15 protein-coding genes are annotated in these 16,737 nt (G+C 63.6%); 10 read left to right on the forward strand and 5 right to left on the reverse strand.

Annotated features, from left to right (window positions below; translation table 11 throughout):
* Positions 1–272: 272 nt before the first annotated feature.
* Both LF599_RS18105 and LF599_RS18110 read left to right on the forward strand, forming a co-directional pair.
* Positions 273–1,523, forward strand: a complete 1,251-nt coding sequence (locus LF599_RS18105; protein WP_279521790.1) for a hypothetical protein — start codon at positions 273–275, stop codon at positions 1,521–1,523.
* A gap of 101 nt (positions 1,524–1,624) precedes the next feature.
* A complete protein-coding gene (locus tag LF599_RS18110; RefSeq protein ID WP_269940332.1) occupies positions 1,625–1,972 on the forward strand; it encodes an Hpt domain-containing protein in 348 nt (115 codons plus the stop codon).
* Between the two features lie 72 nt (positions 1,973–2,044).
* Here LF599_RS18110 and LF599_RS18115 read toward each other — a convergent pair whose 3' ends face one another.
* Entirely contained in the window at positions 2,045–2,608 is a 564-nt protein-coding gene (locus tag LF599_RS18115) for an OmpH family outer membrane protein (RefSeq protein WP_279521791.1), read from the reverse strand.
* A gap of 304 nt (positions 2,609–2,912) precedes the next feature.
* Here LF599_RS18115 and LF599_RS18120 point away from each other — a divergent pair, with 304 nt between their 5' ends.
* From LF599_RS18120 to LF599_RS18130, 3 genes are all read left to right on the forward strand, one after another.
* Positions 2,913–4,526: a flagellar hook protein FlgE gene (locus LF599_RS18120; protein WP_269940330.1), complete on the forward strand. Its 1,614-nt coding sequence runs from the start codon at positions 2,913–2,915 to the stop codon at positions 4,524–4,526.
* A gap of 127 nt (positions 4,527–4,653) precedes the next feature.
* Complete coding sequence (locus tag LF599_RS18125) at positions 4,654–6,006, forward strand: tetratricopeptide repeat protein (RefSeq protein ID WP_279521792.1); 1,353 nt, start codon at positions 4,654–4,656, stop codon at positions 6,004–6,006.
* Positions 6,006–6,884 carry a carbohydrate kinase family protein gene (locus LF599_RS18130; protein ID WP_279521793.1) on the forward strand — a complete coding sequence of 293 codons (879 nt, stop codon included), beginning with the start codon at positions 6,006–6,008 and terminating at the stop codon, positions 6,882–6,884. The genes LF599_RS18125 and LF599_RS18130 overlap by 1 nt, the downstream gene beginning before the upstream one ends.
* A 1,563-nt stretch (positions 6,885–8,447) precedes the next feature.
* Here LF599_RS18130 and cbiD read toward each other — a convergent pair.
* From cbiD to LF599_RS18150, 4 genes are read right to left on the reverse strand one after another with little or no spacing between them, the layout of a single operon-like run.
* Positions 8,448–9,524 (reverse strand): cobalt-precorrin-5B (C(1))-methyltransferase CbiD, encoded by a 1,077-nt coding sequence (gene cbiD, locus LF599_RS18135; protein ID WP_269940325.1) that lies wholly within the window; start codon positions 9,522–9,524, stop codon positions 8,448–8,450.
* Positions 9,525–9,526: 2 nt separating this feature from the next.
* On the reverse strand, positions 9,527–11,023 hold the full coding sequence (locus LF599_RS18140) for an SDR family oxidoreductase (protein WP_279521794.1): 1,497 nt from the start codon (positions 11,021–11,023) through the stop codon (positions 9,527–9,529).
* Positions 11,024–11,034: 11 nt separating this feature from the next.
* Positions 11,035–11,313 carry a hypothetical protein gene (locus LF599_RS18145; RefSeq protein WP_279521795.1) on the reverse strand — a complete coding sequence of 93 codons (279 nt, stop codon included), beginning with the start codon at positions 11,311–11,313 and terminating at the stop codon, positions 11,035–11,037.
* A 13-nt stretch (positions 11,314–11,326) separates the two neighbouring features.
* Complete coding sequence (locus LF599_RS18150) at positions 11,327–12,319, reverse strand: NAD(P)H-dependent glycerol-3-phosphate dehydrogenase (protein ID WP_279521796.1); 993 nt, start codon at positions 12,317–12,319, stop codon at positions 11,327–11,329.
* Between the two features lie 132 nt (positions 12,320–12,451).
* Here LF599_RS18150 and ahbB point away from each other — a divergent pair, with 132 nt between their 5' ends.
* The 5 genes from ahbB to LF599_RS18175 all read left to right on the forward strand — a co-directional run bounded on the left by ahbB (position 12,452) and on the right by LF599_RS18175 (position 16,689).
* Positions 12,452–12,928: a siroheme decarboxylase subunit beta gene (gene ahbB / locus LF599_RS18155; protein WP_269940320.1), complete on the forward strand. Its 477-nt coding sequence runs from the start codon at positions 12,452–12,454 to the stop codon at positions 12,926–12,928.
* A gap of 10 nt (positions 12,929–12,938) precedes the next feature.
* Positions 12,939–14,198, forward strand: a complete 1,260-nt coding sequence (hemL, locus tag LF599_RS18160; RefSeq protein ID WP_279521797.1) for a glutamate-1-semialdehyde 2,1-aminomutase — start codon at positions 12,939–12,941, stop codon at positions 14,196–14,198.
* A gap of 139 nt (positions 14,199–14,337) precedes the next feature.
* Positions 14,338–15,375: a cobalt-precorrin 5A hydrolase gene (locus LF599_RS18165; RefSeq protein ID WP_279521798.1), complete on the forward strand. Its 1,038-nt coding sequence runs from the start codon at positions 14,338–14,340 to the stop codon at positions 15,373–15,375.
* Entirely contained in the window at positions 15,368–16,114 is a 747-nt protein-coding gene (gene cobJ / locus LF599_RS18170) for a precorrin-3B C(17)-methyltransferase (protein WP_279521799.1), read from the forward strand. The genes LF599_RS18165 and cobJ overlap by 8 nt, the downstream gene beginning before the upstream one ends.
* Positions 16,115–16,281: 167 nt before the next feature.
* Complete coding sequence (locus tag LF599_RS18175; RefSeq protein WP_269940318.1) at positions 16,282–16,689, forward strand: cytochrome c3 family protein; 408 nt, start codon at positions 16,282–16,284, stop codon at positions 16,687–16,689.
* Positions 16,690–16,737 lie beyond the last annotated feature (48 nt).

The raw sequence follows: 16,737 nt of genomic DNA on the forward strand, positions 1-16,737 counted from the left end.
ATGATCGGAAAATAACTTGTCAACGCCAAAACCTTTTCGATGCAAGACGTGGGCCTTTCTTAGCTAACATATTGAATTTAATTATGATGTATGAATATCGTTCTTGCGATCAACCGGTGCCGTCAAGAAAGCGTTTCATTTTTTCAACAGCTTGGGAGACTCCGGTTTTTTCGATGAAATTATTTCTTGATATAGAATATCGCTTTCAATATAGTGTCAACGAAACGATAGCTATTTTCCTAATTTTATCAAGGATAATAATGGATTCGACAATGTTTAGAATGCTCCCCGCGTACAGTGGGGATGCCTGCCTGCTGACCACCCGCCGGGGGACATATCTTTTCGACGGCGGGATTTTGTGTGGAGATTTGTCCCGAATGCTGCGTGAGCGACGGGTGGGCAAATTGCGGGTCGCGGTGTGCACATCCGCGTCGCCTGAGCGGCTCGGCGGCATTCTCGATCTCATGGAGAGCGGGTATCCGGTGGGCGAATACTGGCTGCCGGACAGCCTGCGCGTCCTCGCCGCAGCGGCTCGCGACTTTGATGGCGGGTTTCCCGACTGGCTTGTCCGGTGCGGCTGGCCGGTGCCGGTGGAGGCGTCCTTTCCCATGCCCAACACCATGCCCCCGGTTCAGGAAGGTCATCCGCTGACCGCGTGCGCGGAGCTTGCCCTGCTCGGGACGGCCGCCTGCACGGGGCGGCTGCCGGTCGAACCTCGGCCGTTGGCTCCGGCGGAGACGTTCCCGGCCGTGTCGAGGATGCTATTGTCTTCCTTGGCGGAGACCGGGAACGGCGGACTGCTGCAACTGTGTCTGGATGCCCTGGGCAGGGACGAGAAGCGGAATCTCCCGGCAAGCGCGGTGCTTTGCGGCAGGCTGCTGGCCAATCGCGCGGAGGCGTTGCCTCCGTCCACGCACCGGGTGGCCCGGCAGGTGGGGATGACGTTTGCCCTGGCCGTCATGGCCGAGGGGTTGCTGGCGCGGGGCGGTATCCGGGTGCGCTGGTTCCGGCAGACGGGACGGCTTGAGGAGCACCTGGTGCCGAGGCATCCCGTCATGTGCCTGAACGGCGTGGAAGCGGCGGACAGGGGAGCGGAGCCGCGCCGGATGTCGGCGGCGTCCTTGCTCCAGGCGGCCAGACGCATTTCCGTGCCCGGGGCCGGGCTGGTCTTCCGCTATGGCGACGCGGATTGCGGCGTCCTTGTCTGCGGCAACTCCAGGCTTTCCTTTTTGGGACGGCGCGGAGTTCTTCCACTTGCCCGCCCCACCGTCATAACGGCCCCGCAACTGGGATCCCCCGGCGGCGAAGGGGCATACGGCCGCGTGCGGTCCGCCGATCCCGGGGCCGACGCCTGGGTGCGCGCAAAGTGTTTCCGGTCCAGGCGGGTGGCCGAGGGGTTTATGCGGCAGGCGGTCCGTTATTGCCTGTGCAACTGTAGGGACCGGACCCTTCAGGAAATTCTGCTCGTCTTCGATCGAGGCCGGTGGCGTCGGCTGGCCGGAGGCGTGTGCACCTGCCTCTGATCCGCTGCGGGGGCGGGCGGTCATCCCGGCACGGGCGACCCTCTTTCCAATTCGTCTGCAAAATGGTATTATATATGTCTATATATTATTGGAGGGGAGCAATGATGCGGGATTTGTTCGATGCCGACCATTTCCTGGACAGCGTTGTCCAGGACAGGGAGCTGGCCGTTGACCTCGTCGAAGCCTTTATCGAAGACTGCCCGGAACGGCTGGCCGAGTTGACCGAGGCTCTGGCCGAAGGCGACGCCGACAGGGGACGCAAGTTGGCCCATTCGTTGAAAGGCATGTGCGGTGTGGTCCGCGCCGGGGTGTTGAGCAGGCTGGCTTTGGAAATGGAGTCGGCCGCGCAGAAGGGCGATTTGGACGGCGTGCGCGAAAGGATGGGCATGTTCACCGAGGGCCTGGCCCGGGTCATGGCGCTCATGGAAGATTTCAGGAAACACGGCTGAGTCCGGGACGCCGGGGCGAAAAAAAGGCCTGTCCGTATTGGACAGGCCTTTTTTCGTGTCGATAGGGGAGCGCTATTTCGTGGCCTCTCCGCCCTCGGGAGCGGTCTTGGCGGGAGCCTCGGCAGGGGCCGGAGCGGCTTCCGGAGTCGGGGCATCGGTCTTGGGCGCTTCGGGACGGGTGAAGTCCACCTGCACCTTGTCCATGGCGGCCACGATATCCTTGGTGATGTCAACGGTTTCGCTGGACGCGATGATGGCCTGCCTGCTCAGGATCAGGGTCAACCCCTTCTCCTTGCGGTAGTTGTCCAGGACTTCGTTGAACTTGGCGTCCACCAGGCCGACGACGCGCTGCTGCTCGGCGGTCATGGTGTTCTGCAGTTCGCCCATGGCCAGCTTGTAGGCGGCCACGGTCTCTTCGGTCTGGTCGGCCTGCATGGCCTTGTAGGCGGCTTCGGCTTTTTCCTGCAGAGGCTTGCCCATCTCCTGGAGGTGAGCCATGGCCTCGGTGGCCAGCTTGTTGTCCTTGAAGGCGGCTGCTTCGTCCACAACGCCTATCTTGACCGAAGGTTCCTGGTTGCAGGCGCTCAGGCCGAGGACCAGAGCCGCGACGAGGAACAGGGGAAGAATCCGTTTCATTGCCATATCTCCATTGTTTCGTTTGAAGTCGATTGGATCAAGAAGTCGCGCAAGACTACGCGCGCCGGGGATATCTGGCAAGGGAAACATCGGATAGCCTGTTGTGGCGGCATCGCCTGGGCCGAGTCGGGCGCGGCAGGAAGTTCCATCGTTCAGTTCGTCGTTTCCCCTTGGAAATATGGGGGATTCGTGCTGGCACATCCCTTGCTTTCAATCTCATCGAGAAGGCATCGGGAACTTCTTGCCGGGGAATGGGTATCCCTGCGGTTCCCGCGAGTCCGGCCAGCGCCGGATCGGAGGAAGTATGAGTTTCGGAAGTATGTACGTGGGCGCCACCGGCGTGGTGGCCCATAGCGAAGGAATGCAGGTCCTGGCCAACAACCTGGCCAACGTCGACACCATCGGCTACAAACGCTCGGACATTCTGTTCGGCGATCTTATCAGCCAGCAGGTGGCTTCGGGCGGTGCATTGTACGAATCCGGTTCGGTCCGCACCAGCCAGTTGGGCAAGGGCGTGGGCGTGTCGTCCATCCGGGGCGATTTCACCAGCGGAGCCCTGTCCGGGACCACCTCCGCCACTGACCTGGCCATCTCGGGCGAGGGCTTCTTCGGCGTCAACGATCCCTCAGGAACCATTCGTGGGGCGTCCCACTATACGCGGGCCGGGGATTTCCGTTTCGACAACGAGGCCTATCTGGTCAACGCCCAGGGGTACCGGCTGCAAGGGTTCGCCTATGACCGCGAGACCGGCGAGTGGTCGGGCAGCGTGTCCGACATCCAATTGCCTTACGAAGACGTGACCGTGGACGGCCAGACCGCCCGCGTGGTTCAGTCCTCGCCGCTCGCCACCTCTTCGGTGGAGGTCGTCACCCGGCTGGATCATTCGGCCCTGAGCCAAATCTCCGATGAAAACAATCCGTTTTTCGCCATGCTCGGGGCGTACGCCGCCAACGGGACCGATTCGGATTCCCCGTTCGGCGACGCGCAGCCGCAGTATTCCACGGCCGTGGACGTGTTCGACGAGAACGGCGTCAACCACGAAATGACTATCTATTTCGATCCGGTGTCCACGGCGGGACTCTCCAACGCCGTGCCCGGCTACACCTATTGGGAATACCTCGTCGCCCTGCCCGGCGAGTCGGACGGCTCGACGGCCAACGGCACCTCTGCGGCCGGATTGGCCGGGATGGGGGTGTTGACCTTCAACGACAGGGGCGCACTCATCAACCAGTCGGCTTTTACTTTGGACCTCGCGAACGCGTCCGGAGCCGGCGGCACGAGCCTGGGAGCCTGGGTTCCCGCCGAGTTCAGCGAGGACGGCCTGGCGCAGTTCAATTACACCTTCGCCAGCAACGGCGGGGCCGGGACCATTGCCTATGATTTCGGGGTCAACTCCGATACGGCGTCCTGGGCGGGCGGGTCCGTGGCCTCGGCCGCTGACATCGGGACGAACGCGAACCTGCTCCCAGAGATGGACTCCATGAACCGGGACGCCCGCGTGACCACCAGTTACGACCTGCCGTCATCCACCTTGTTCAGCCTTCAGGACGGTTACTCCTGGGGATATCTCAACTACGTCAGCGTGAACGAGGAGGGCGTGCTCAGCGGCCACTTTTCCAACGGCCAGACCGAGGAGATGTATCAGGTGGCCGTCTACAAGTTCAACAGCCCGTGGGGGCTCAAGCGGGACGGCGGCACCAATTTCGTGGCCACCGAGGCATCGGGCGAGGCCATCCTCGGCACGGCCGGGGACCGGGGGCGTGGGCTCATCAATCAGAACACCCTCGAAGAGAGCAACGTGGACATGGCCCGGGAGTTCTCCAACATGATCGTCACCCAGCGGGGATATCAGGCCAACACCAAGGTCATCACCACCTCGGATTCGATCCTGAACACCCTCATTTCCATCAAGCGCTGATCCCTTTCTCCATCGCATCACGGGGCGTTGTCCGGCAGGTCCGGGCAACGCCCTTTTTCGCGCCCCGCCTTGAATTTCCCTGACAAAGCGGATAGTCAGAACGTGATCCGCCAACAAGGAGTTTCACGTGACGGAGACAAGCGACGCCCGCAGCCGGGAGGCCGTCATGGCCCTGGTCCGGGAGGTGGAACAGGAAGCCCCGGGCGGGGCGGAATCCCTCTACATGGCCGCCATGCTGGCCGATGCGCCCCTGCCCTACGATTTTGCCCTTTCCGTGGAGGGCACCATGCACAATCCGGCCCTGGTCAACCCCGCCGCCGCCTTTTTCGCGGCCACGGCCATCATGACTCCGCTCATCGATCGCGGATTGGTCTTCGCCGATCCGGACGCCCAGGTATTCACCCTGCCGCCGGATGTGCGTGAGATTCTGCGCGCGGGCATGGACCGGCAACAGGCCGCCGAGTGGGCCGGGCGGGCCGTCTACGCCCTGAACCTGTCCCTGCCCGACGCCGAGCCGCAAAGCCTGCCTGTCGTGGAATGGCTTCTGCCCCATGTGCTGGCCTGCCGGGACCTGGCGGCCGACCTCGGCGTGAACACGGCCGCCGCCAACCGGGTCCTGCATCAGGCCGGATTCACATTGTATTACGGTCAGCGCCACAAGGAAGCCGCCGGACTGCTGGAAGCGGCCATGGCCGTCGACGTGGCCCTCAAGGGCGGCCATCATCCGGACATCGCCGCCGACCTGGAAGGGCTGGCCACGGTCTATCAGGCCGGAGGGAATTTGGCCCGCGCCGAAGCGACCTTTTCCGCCTGTCTGGACCTGCAACGCGAGATACTCACCGAGAACAATCCGTCCATGGTCCCGGTGCTGCACGGTTTGGCCATGGTCCGACAGGCGCGCGGCGACCTGGCCGGGGCCGAGTCCGCCCTGAACGAGTGCCTGGCCGTCCTGCGCGCATCCGGGGAGGAACGCCACCCGGCCGCAGCCTCCTGCCTGCACAATCTGGCCCTGCTCATGGATGCGCTGGACCGCCCCGAGGAAGGGTTGCGCCTTGCCCTGGAGAGTCTGGGCATGACCGTGGACCTGTACGGCGAACACCATCCCGAAGCCGCCGCCGGGCACAATCTCGCCGGGCTGCTTTTCGAACGGCTGGGCAAGGGGCCCGAGGCAGAGGCGCATTTCCGCAAAAGTCTTTCCATTCGCAGCCGGACTTTTGGCGAGGACCACCCCGAGACCGCCCAGGCATTGTGCAATCTGGCCCTGTTCCTGGACGGGCGGGGCGCGGGCGAAGAGGCCTTCGACTGCTTCGAGCGCGGCTTCGCGGCCTATGAGGCTGCTTTGGGACCGGATCACCCCTACATGGAGTCCGCCCTGGACAATCTCGTCGCCTTTCTGGAACGGACCGCGTCGTCGGATTCGCCCCTGCGGGAGCGGGCCGAAGCGCGGCTCAGGCTGATCGTGGAAAAAGCGGGGCGTTGATGGAGCCGATACTTGCCGTCGGGTTGGGGGAAATCCTCTGGGACGTGCTGCCCCATGCGCGTCTGCTCGGCGGCGCGCCCGCCAATTTCGCCTATCAGGTCAACGCGCTGGGCGGGGCCGGGGTGCCCGTGTCCCGCGTGGGCGACGACGAGCTTGGCCGAGAGGCTCTGTCCCTGTTGGTTCGCAGGGGAGTGAACATCGACGCCGTGTCGCTTGACCCGGAGCATCCCACCGGCACGGTGGACGCCAGCGTGGACGAGAACGGCGTGGCCGTTTACGTCTTCCCGGACGACGTGGCCTGGGATTTCCTGACCCTGGACTCCGCCGCACTGGCTCTGGCCGCCAATGCCGACGCTGTTTGTTTCGGCACATTGGCCCAGCGCGCCGACGTGTCGCGCCGGGCGATCCATCGCTTTCTGGACGCCTCGGAAAAGGCGCTCAAGGTCTTCGACATAAATCTGCGTCAGAATTTCTACTCCTCGGAGATCATCGCCGACTCCCTGCAAGCGGCTCATGTCCTCAAGATCAACGACGACGAACTCGGCGTGCTGACTCGGCTGTTCTCCCTGCCCAAGGGCGAGCAGCCCGCCATGCGGACGCTCATGGAGCGATACGACCTCGACCTCGTGGTGCTCACCAGGGGCGGGGCCGGAAGCCTGATCGTCGCGGCCGACGCCGTTTCCGACCTGCCCGGCGAGCCGGTGGAGGTCGTGGACACCATCGGCGCGGGCGATGCGTTTACCGCTGCTCTCGTGCTCGGTTATCTCAAGGGGATGCCTCTGGACGATATCAACAGGTATGCCGCCAAGGTGGCGGGCCATGTTTGCGGGCAACCGGGCGCCATGCCCGATATGCCCGACGAATTGAAGGTCGTTTAGGGAAGGCCGCCCCGAGGGGCGGCTTTTTTATTTGGTGCAGCCAATTCCATATTGGAAGTAGAGAGGGCGCGCCGGACGGTGCGTTCACTCGTTAAGGCAGGCGCGCCTTTGGCGCGAGAGCCAGTGTGGAGGCTTTGCCTCCTCAGCTTCCATGCCCTCCCGGCGGGGTCCATTTCTTTTGCTGGCCCAAAAGAAATAGACGAAAGAAAAGGGCCTTGCGCCAGCCCGGCCGCCCGCAGGATCTTCGGCAAGAATCCGATCCGCTCGGGTCGGCTCCACCCAATCAAAAGTATAAGTCCTTCTCTTGTGGACAGCTCTCCACTCTCGGTAGCATTCCCTTGCTCCTCACAGGAGCCGCCGCCCCTTCGCGGTCGGCTTCTACGCCGCTGATCCAGGGCTGGAGTTGAGTTATTCTTCACAGGAGCTTGGTCGTGGGAGAGGTCTTATTTGCGGGATGGTGCGCCAGCTTGATAAGGCAGGCGCGCCTTTGGCGCGAGAGCCAGTGTGGAGGCTTTGCCTCCTCAGCTTCCATGCCCTCCCGGCGGGGTCCATTTCTTTTGCTGGCCCAAAAGAAATAGACGAAAGAAAAGGGCCTTGCGCCAGCCCGGCCGCCCGCAGGATCTTCGGCAAGAATCCGATCCGCTCGGGTCGGCTCCACCCGATCAAAAGTATAAGTCCTTCTCTGGTGGCCCGCTCCCCACTATCGATAGCACTTTCTTGATCGTCACAGGAGCCGCCGCCTCTTCGCGGTCGGCTTCTAGGCCGCCAATCCAGGGCTAGCGTTCGTAGGGCCTTTGAGGGTGCGCGGTCGCCTTTGGGTGTTCATTGGAGACCGAAGAGCCTGAAATAGGTCCTTTTCGCGTTGGAAGACAGGGCCTCGCTTGCGCGGGAGACGTTCGAAAGCCGGGGCCTAGAGCCTGTCTGAAGCGGCGAAGCGTGGGCCGACTGCGTCTGCCGGAGGCAGACATCCTGTCGGGCAGCGAAAGCCGCTACAGGCTCTTGGCCACTGCTTTCGGGAGCACGCAGGGCCAAAAAAGCGCAGTTTTTGCTTCCTTTTTTCTGCGCCAGCAAAAAAGGAAGTCGCCGTAAAGGCGAAACAACACGTAAGGATGCCGTGCACCGTAGAACGCGAAGCGCGCTAATATCCACGCGCTACATCACACTTGCCTTTGGGAGGGCCTTCATTTCGCTTATGGAAGCTCCTTCGAGAACGAAGAACCCAAATGAGCCATCCCGCGTTGGAAGACAGGACCTCGCTTGCGCGGGAGACGTTCGAAAGCCGGGGCCTAGAGCCTGTCTGAAGCGGCGAAGCGTGGGCCGACTGCGTCTGCCGGAGGCAGACATCCTGTCGGGCAGCGAAAGCCGCTACAGGCTCTTGGCCACTGCTTTCGGGAGCACGCAGGGCCAAAAAAGCGCAGTTTTTGCTTCCTTTTTTCTGCGCCAGCAAAAAAGGAAGTCGCCGTAAAGGCGAAACAACACGTAAGGATACCGTGCACCGTAGAACGCGAAGCGCGGCACTATTCCCCGAGCTGCAAAATCAAAGGAAAAAGAAGCCCCCTCCGTCTAGAACAACCGCTCTCCGTCAAAATCAAACACGAGGTATTCGACCGAAATGCGGCCGTCGGAGAACGCTTCGGCAGCCCCCTTGGCGCGCGAGGCGAGCAGGGCGACGAGAGCCGGGCGGGCCGGGTCGTCCTTGAGAAGGTCGAGGACCTGCCGCGCGGTGTTGGCCGTGCGAATGGTCGTTTCGCTGGCCGGGTCGCAGCCCGCTTCGAGACAGCGTTCGGCCAGCAGCCCGAAGTCCACGGGATACGTCCGGGCGTGGGTGTACGGCAATCCCTGCGCCTGCTTGACGAGCTTGCCGAAAAACACGGACCAGGCGACGCGGCGGAACCCGTGATCGGCGGCGGCGCGCATGGAGAATTCGAAGAAGTCGGCGGCCTGGATCAGGGCCGTTTCCGGCGTGTCTGGCCGGGTTTCCTGGTAAAGCCGTTCGCTTCGGCGGCCCGTGGTCATGACCGCCAGATCGAGCCTCTGGGCGCGGGCCACGCTCAGCCCCTCCTCGATGGTCGCCATCCAGGAAGCGTGCGAGTACGGCTTGACGATGCCGTGGGTGCCGAGGATGGAGATGCCGCCGACGATGCCGAGCCTCGGATTCATGGTCTTCTGCGCGATGGCCTCGCCCTCGGGGACTTCGATCGTGACGAGAATGCGCCCGGACTCAAGCCCGGTCGCGGCCAGCCGGGCCGCCTCTTCGATCTGTCGGCGCGGATCGGGGTTGATGGCCGCCTCGCCTACGTTCACGGGCAGGCCGGGCAGGGTGGCGCGGCCCACGCCCTGGCCGCCGTCGACCGTCACGGCGGGCGGCGTCGGACCGTCGCGGTCCAGCCGGACGACGGCCTGGATTTCGTGGCCGTGGGTGACGTCCGGGTCGTCGCCGCCGTCCTTGATGACGGTAACACGCACCTCGTCCCCCTCGGGATCGATGCGGTCGATGGGCACGGCCAGAAAGCCGCCCGGCGGCAGAGGGGCGTCTACGGCGCCGGGCCGTTCGCCCGTGAGCAGAAAACGAATTCCGGCCATTGCCGCGGCCGCTGCGCAAGTGCCGGTGGTCCGGCCGGTTCGAAGCGGTTTTTCCATGATTAACGGACTCTTCTGGCGGGTTCGTAGAGAATGGTCCCCGCGAGGTCGGAGATGTTTTCGATGATGTTTTTGAACAGCAGCACATGGAAGGGGTACATGGCGTACCAGTAGAGGATGCCGGTCAGGCCGCGCGGCAGGAATTTGGCGGTCATGGACAGGTCCACGGCATTGTCCCACTGGGAGTCCATGCGGAATTCGAGCAACGCCTCGCCCGGCAGACGCATTTCGGCCAACAGGAGTAGCCGCCGTCCCTCGTCCGAGGCGATCACGCGCCAGAAGTCCAGGGCGTCGCCCACATGCGGGGTGTCGTCGCCGTGCGGACGGCCGCGATGCATCCCCGGTCCGGCGAGCAGGCGGTCGATGAAGCCGCGAAGCCGCCACAGGGGATCGCCGAAATACCAGCCATGCTCCCCGCCGATGCGGGCCACCTGCTCCCAGACTTTTTTCGGGTCGCCCTGCAACCGGGCCTTGTAGCCCATTTCGAAGCGTGTTCCGCCCGCGTAGTGCGGGTCGTCGGCCGAAGCCCATTCGGGCATACAGGCGGACCCCACGTCGAATAGGCAGGTCTCCACCGTTTGCTGTTTGGTCTTTTCAAGGGCGCGGCGGATGGACTCGCGGCAGGAGAGCAGCTCCTGTGGCACGAGGTCGCGGATGCGTTCATCCCGACAGATCACCTCGTTGCGCAGCCCTTCGATGAGGGCGCGGGACAGGGGCATGGGAACCGGGGTTATCAGGGACACCCAGAAGGAGGAGAGGCGCGGGGATACGAAGGGCAGGGGCAGCAGCCGCCGCCGGGGGATGCCCGCCACTTCGGAGTAGAGGTGGAAGAGTTCCTCGTAGGAAAGGATGTCCGGTCCGCCGATGTCCAGGGTCAGCCCGGCGGTGGCGTCGTTTTCCAGACATCCGGCGAGATAGTCGAGCACGTTGCGGATGGCGATGGGCTGTGTCCGGGTGCGCACCCATGCCGGGGTAATCATCACCGGCAGGCGGTCCGCCAGGTAGCGGACCAGTTCGAAGGAAGACGAGCCGGACCCGATGATCTGGGCGGCCCGCAGGGTGGTCACTTCGGCCGGGCCGAGGGTGAGGATGCGGCCCACTTCGGCCCGCGAACGCAAATGCTTGGAGAGGGGGTGGTCCTCCCGGTCTTCGCCCAGCCCGCCGAGATAGATGATCCGCTTGAGGTTCGCGTGGGTGGCGGCTTTGACCATGTTGTAGGCCGCGTCACGTTCCTGCTCGGCGAAATCGCGTCCCGGCTTGGTCATAGAGTGGACCAGATAGAAACAGGCGTCGCACCCCTCGGCGGCCTTTTTGAGGCTTTCGAGATCGTGCATGTCGGCCTGCACGGCCTCCACCTTGTCGCCCCAGGACCGCGCGTGGATTTTCTCCACGCTGCGTCCTGCGGCCCGGACCCGGTGTCCGCGTTCCAGAAGCAGCGGCACGAGCCGCCCGCCAACGTAGCCCGTGGAACCCAGTACGAGAACCTGCGCGGCAGTCATGGCTTCACCGCCTAGCGGGGCTTGGTCCGGAAGGTGATGCCTTCGCCGTCCGGGTGGTAGTTCCATCCCAGGTCAGCCATGCACATGAGGAACTGCTTGTTCTGCTTGTGTTTGTCCAGGGGGAACATCTCGCCCGCCTGCACCTCGCATTTCAGGGAGTCTTCCTTGAACTTCCGGTTCAGAGTCTTGCCCGAGTAGTCCGGGTGGGTCCAGGGCTTGGCGCAGCCGCCGAGAAGCAGGGCGGCCGAGGTCAGCGCGGCGAAAAGGATGGCGATAAGGGTACGGCGCATGGCGAAGCTCCGGTTATTCGTCCTTGAGGTCCCGGCTCATCAGGTCGCGGGTTGCCTGGCCAGGGTCTTTGCCTTCATACAATATACTATATACCTGTTCGGTGATAGGCAACTCCACATCGAGTTTTTTGGCCAGATGGTGCAGGGATTTTGTGGTCTTGACGCCTTCGGCCACGGCCTTCATCTCGCCGACGATATCTTCCAGCTTGGCCCCCTGGCCGAGCCGCAGGCCGACCTGACGGTTGCGCGACAGGTCGCCGGTGCAGGTCAGGACCAGGTCGCCCATGCCGGACAGGCCCATGAAGGTGCGCTCCTGGCCGCCCATGGCTTCGCCCAGACGGCTCAACTCTGCCAGGCCCCGGGTAATCAGCGCGGCTCTGGCGTCGTGGCCGAAGCCCAGGCCGTCGGCCATGCCCGCGGCGATGGCGATGACGTTCTTGACTGCGCCGCCCAGCTCGACGCCCCGGTAGTCCGGAGTGAAGTAGACGCGGAAATAGGGGGTGGAGAAGGCTTCCTGCAGCTCTCGGCCCAGGTCGTGGTCCTCGCAGCCCAGGGATACGGAGGTGGGCATGTCGCGGGAGACCTCGGCGGCGAAGGAGGGGCCGGACAGGGCGGCGTAACGCGGCCGTTTGCCCTCCAGCGCGTCGGCAACCACGCGGGAGATGGGAGCCAGGGAATCCAGCTCGATGCCCTTGGACGCGTTGACGATCACAGGACGGCTCGGCAGCAGGTCGCGGAACCCGGAAAGAGCCGGGCGGATGAACTGGCTGGGGATGACCACCAGGAAGTAGTCGGCTCCGGCGAAGGCGGTTTCGGGGTCGGACTCGACTTTCAGGGCCTCGGACAGGGTTACGCCGGGCAGGAAAACCCGGTTTTCCCGGTGCTTGCGGATATCCTCCACCACCTCGGGCTCGCGTGCCCACAGGGTGGTGTTCCTTCCGTTTTTGGCGAGCATGTCGGCGAGAGTTGTGCCCCATGCGCCCGCGCCCAGAACAGCTATTTTCATCAGATGGTCTCCTTGGGTGGTTTGTCGAGTCGGTAAGCATACGTGGCGCGCGCCACGGTGGCAAGGGCGGGGGGACCGGGAAAAGCGCCCGTGCCGGTTGCATCCGGGAACGGTCGAAGGTATAGACCCCACATGGCAATACAATTCACCGAAACCGAGGAAAGGATACTCGCCCTGGCGGGCGGGGATTTGCCGGACACCGAGCGGCCGTTCAAGACCATCGCGGACGCCGTGGGTGTAACCGAGCAGGAGGTTATCGACCTTATTGGCGACCTCAAGGACCGCAAGATCATCCGACGTTTCGGGGCCACCCTGCGTCACCAGAAGGCGGGCTACGGGCACAATGCCATGGTCGCCTGGCGGGTGCCGGCAGAGCGCACCGACGAGGTGGGCGGCATCTTCGCCGCGCGGCCCGAGATATCCCATTGCTACGTCCGGCGCACCTATCCGGAGTGGACCTACAACGTCTACACCATGATCCACGGCGAGCGGCCCGGCCATACCGACGAGGTGGTGGCCGAGCTGGAAAAGACCGTGGGCATAGACGACCATTGTACCCTCCGGTCGCTCAAGGAACTCAAAAAGACCTCCATGGTCTATTTCAAATAGGAAGCACGACATGGATTCGAAATCGCTTTACGCCAAGGCGCTGACCCTCATGCCCGGCGGCGTCAACTCGCCGCTGAGGGCCTGCAAATACGTCAATTCCGAGCCGGTCTTCATCGCCGACGCCAAGGGGGCGCACCTCTTTGACGTGGAAGGCCGCGAGTACATCGACTACGTCTTTTCCTGGGGGCCCATGCTGCTCGGGCACCAGGACCCGGCCGTGAACGCCGCTGCCCACGAGGCCGTGGATCACGGCTCCAGCTACGGCGCGCCCTGCCTGGGCGAAGTCCTGCTGGCCGAGGAGATCAACAAGCTCATCCCGTCCATGGAGATGATGCGCATGGTCTCCTCCGGCACAGAAGCGACCATGTCCGCCCTGCGGCTGGCGCGCGGCTACACCGGCCGCAACAAGTTCGTGAAGTTCATCGGCAACTACCACGGCCACGCCGACGCCTTTCTGGCGGCGGCCGGTTCCGCCGCAGGCACCGTGCCCGGCACCCCCGGCGTGCCCGAGGCGGTCATCAGCCATACTCTGCTGGCCCAGTACAACGACCTGGACGCCGTGCGTAAGCTTTTCGAGGAGTCCGGCGACGATATAGCCTGCGTCATCGTGGAGCCGTGCGCGGGCAACATGGGCCTGGTGCTGCCGAAACCCGGCTTCCTCCAGGGATTGCGCGACCTGTGCACCGAGTACGGCGCTGTGCTGATTTTCGACGAGGTCATCACCGGCTTCAGGCTTGCCCCCGGCGGAGCCCAGGAGCGGTACGGCATCACCCCGGACCTGACCACGTTGGGCAAGATCATCGGCGGCGGGTTCCCGGTGGGCTGCTACGGCGGCAAGCGCGAGATCATGGAGCACATGGCCCCGGTGGGCGGCGTGTTCCAGGCGGGCACCCTGTCCGGCAACCCCGTGGCCATGGCCGCCGGTCTGGCCACCCTGAAACGGTTGCAGGAGTGCGACTACGAGGCCCTGGAGGCCAAGACCAAGGCGCTGACCAGCGAGCTGGCCGCCATCGTCGAGTCCAAGGGCAAGCCTGTTTACGTGGCCCAGGCCGGTTCGGCCTTTACCATGTATTTTTCGGACAAGCCCGTGACCAACATGGTCGAGTCGGGCCAGTGCGACGGCGACGCCTATGCGGCCTACTGGCAGCAGATGATGTCCCGGGGCGTCTATCTGGCCCCGGCGGGCTTTGAATGCGCCTTCACATCCTTCGCCCATTCGGATGAGGATTTCGAGAAGACGCTGGCCGCAGCCCGCGCCGTGACGTTCTAAATCGCGTCGAAACCGTTTATACGATCGGGCCGGGAACCCCTTCGGGGACCGGCCCGTTTTCCGTTGGTTCGCGCCGAAAAATAAAAAACACCCCACTATGTATCGTTTTTTTCTTCCCCCAGTTGAAGGTTGCTGATAAATGAAACGAATGCCAGCAAAAAAAATAGCCGTATACGCACTGACCTCCCAGGGATTGGCGGTGGGCAGGCTCTTGGCCGCCCGACTGCATGGAACGCTCTATGCTTCCAAACCGTTGGAAGCGGAGGGCGCCATTCCCTTCGAATCCCTCAAGCACCTCGTCTCGGCCACCTTCAATGCCTTTGACGGGCACGTCTTCGTGGCGGCCGCGGGTATTGTTGTCCGATGCATCGCGCCTCATCTCCAGAGCAAGGAGACCGATCCGGCCGTCGTCTGCATGGACCAGGGCGGGCTGTTCGCCATCAGTCTGTTGTCCGGCCATCTCGGCGGGGCCAACGAGCTCGCCGACAGGTGCGCGCGGACCATGGGCGCGCAGTCGGTCATCACCACAGCCACGGATTCGGCGGGCGTGCTGTCCATCGACAGTCTGGCCATGGCCAAGGGGTTGGCCATCGGCACCATCGGCAAGGTCAAGGACGTGAACATGGCCCTGCTTGAGAACCGGATCGTCCAGGTCTACGACCCCGAGGATTGGCTCGGGCTGGCCTGGCACGCGGGATTCGAAGGCCGGGCCGGATACGAGGACTGGAACGAGTCGAGCCCCGGAATCTGGGTTTCGTGGCACAACGACGCCCCGGAGGGGAGCCTGGCCCTGCACCCGAGGATGCTGCATCTTGGCATCGGCTGCCGCCGGGACATCACCACCTACGAGATTCTCGACCACGTGCACATGGTCTTCAAGAAACACGGCCTGGCCATGGATTCCATCGCCTCAGTGGGGTCGGTGGAGGCCAAGCGCAACGAGGCGGGACTGCTTGAGGCCGCCGAAGAGTTCGGCGTGGACCCCGTTTTTTACACCACGGCTCAGCTTGCCGCCGTGGATGCGCCCACGCCTTCGGATCGCGTCCAGCAGCACATGGGCGTGCCGAGCGTGGCCGAGGCATCCGCCATGCTCGCCTCCCACGGCGGGCAGCTCCTCGTCAGCAAGGAGAAGACATCAACCGTGACGTTGGCCGTGGCCAGGAGCAACCGTGCTTAAGGCCGTAAGCTTGGGGCCGGGCGACGAGTCCCTTCTTACGCCGGCGGCGCGCGCGGCCATCGGCGAGGCCGATGTCGTGGCCGGATATAAGGGGTACATCGAGCTGGTCCCGGAAGAATTGTTGCAGGACAAGATCGTGGTCTCCACGGGCATGATGGGCGAGGTGGACCGCGTCCGGCAGGCCGTGGAACATGCCCGCGAGGGCCGGAAGACGGTCATGGTCTGCTCCGGTGACGCAGGTATCTACGCCATGGCAGGTCTGCTTCTGGAGGTCCTTGAGAGCGAAGGGCTTCTTGAGGCGGTGCCCTTTGAGGTCGTTCCGGGCGTGGCCGCCTTCAACGCGGCGGCCGCATTGCTTGGCGCGCCGCTCATGCATGATTTCGCCTCCATCAGCCTGAGCGACCTGCTGACTCCCTGGGAGCGCATCCAGCAGAGGCTTCAGGCCGCCGCCAGCGCGGATTTCGTCATAGCCATCTACAACCCCCGCTCCAAGAAGCGCAGCGGCCATCTGCGCGAAGCCCTGGAGATCATTGGCCGGTTTCGCAGGCCGGAGACGCCGGTGGGCATCGTGCGCAAGGCGTACCGCCCCGGCCAGATGGTCGAAGCCGTCCGGCTCGACGGCGTGGATGTGGAAAAGGTGGATATGCAGACTGTCCTCGTCGTGGGCAACTCCGCCACCCGGCTGGTTGGCGGACGGATGCTCACGCCGCGCGGGTATCACCGCAAATACGCACTCTGATGCGGTAAATCAAAGTGGAAATCCCCCTTGCGTTCAATGTCCTTTATCGGGTAAAAGCAAGGGTCTACGATGGCAGCCCCCTTCTTGACAGGGGGTGGATACTTATTTATCCCGCATAGTAGAGAGTGTGACTGTTTATCTTTTATGCAACAGGAGGAACTAGGTAAATGAAGAAGTCTCTCATCATCAGCTTGATGGTGGCCGCCCTGGTTTGTGTCTTCTGCCTGCCCGTGGTCATCGCTGCCAACGCGCCCGCAGACACCATCACCATCGAGGTCCCCGCCGGCGCCAAGGCGACCAAAACGCCCGTGACCTTCCCGCACAAGAAACACGTGGACGGCGGCATCGACTGTCTGGTCTGCCACCACAAGTCCGCCACCCCTGACGAAGCCAAGAGCTGTGCCGCCGAAGGCTGTCATGTGGATGCCAGCAAGGCCGCCAAGAAGGAGCCCACCGGCTTCTACTCCGCCTTCCATAGCAAGAAGGCCGACGCTTCCTGCCTGGCCTGCCACAAGAAGGAAAAGAAGGCCGGCAAGGCCGTTCCGGTCAGCTGCAAGGAATGCCACCCCAAATAAACCTTTAGGGTGAATACCAGGGGGGCTGTTCAAAACGGCCCCCCTTTT

Source organism: Pseudodesulfovibrio thermohalotolerans (assembly GCF_021353295.2).
Lineage (GTDB): Bacteria > Desulfobacterota > Desulfovibrionia > Desulfovibrionales > Desulfovibrionaceae > Pseudodesulfovibrio > Pseudodesulfovibrio thermohalotolerans.

What these genes read in the sequence shown, in the direction of transcription:
- LF599_RS18105 (WP_279521790.1), top strand. Translation starts at nt 273, where the DNA reads ATGTTTAGAATGCTCCCCGCGTACAGTGGGGATGCCTGCCTGCTGACC.
- LF599_RS18110 (WP_269940332.1), top strand. Translation starts at nt 1,625, where the DNA reads ATGATGCGGGATTTGTTCGATGCCGACCATTTCCTGGACAGCGTTGTC.
- LF599_RS18115 (WP_279521791.1), bottom strand. Translation starts at nt 2,608, where the DNA reads ATGAAACGGATTCTTCCCCTGTTCCTCGTCGCGGCTCTGGTCCTCGGC.
- LF599_RS18120 (WP_269940330.1), top strand. Translation starts at nt 2,913, where the DNA reads ATGAGTTTCGGAAGTATGTACGTGGGCGCCACCGGCGTGGTGGCCCAT.
- LF599_RS18130 (WP_279521793.1), top strand. Translation starts at nt 6,006, where the DNA reads ATGGAGCCGATACTTGCCGTCGGGTTGGGGGAAATCCTCTGGGACGTG.
- cbiD (WP_269940325.1), bottom strand. Translation starts at nt 9,524, where the DNA reads ATGGAAAAACCGCTTCGAACCGGCCGGACCACCGGCACTTGCGCAGCG.
- LF599_RS18140 (WP_279521794.1), bottom strand. Translation starts at nt 11,023, where the DNA reads ATGACTGCCGCGCAGGTTCTCGTACTGGGTTCCACGGGCTACGTTGGC.
- LF599_RS18145 (WP_279521795.1), bottom strand. Translation starts at nt 11,313, where the DNA reads ATGCGCCGTACCCTTATCGCCATCCTTTTCGCCGCGCTGACCTCGGCC.
- LF599_RS18150 (WP_279521796.1), bottom strand. Translation starts at nt 12,319, where the DNA reads ATGAAAATAGCTGTTCTGGGCGCGGGCGCATGGGGCACAACTCTCGCC.
- ahbB (WP_269940320.1), top strand. Translation starts at nt 12,452, where the DNA reads ATGGCAATACAATTCACCGAAACCGAGGAAAGGATACTCGCCCTGGCG.
- hemL (WP_279521797.1), top strand. Translation starts at nt 12,939, where the DNA reads ATGGATTCGAAATCGCTTTACGCCAAGGCGCTGACCCTCATGCCCGGC.
- LF599_RS18165 (WP_279521798.1), top strand. Translation starts at nt 14,338, where the DNA reads ATGAAACGAATGCCAGCAAAAAAAATAGCCGTATACGCACTGACCTCC.
- LF599_RS18175 (WP_269940318.1), top strand. Translation starts at nt 16,282, where the DNA reads ATGAAGAAGTCTCTCATCATCAGCTTGATGGTGGCCGCCCTGGTTTGT.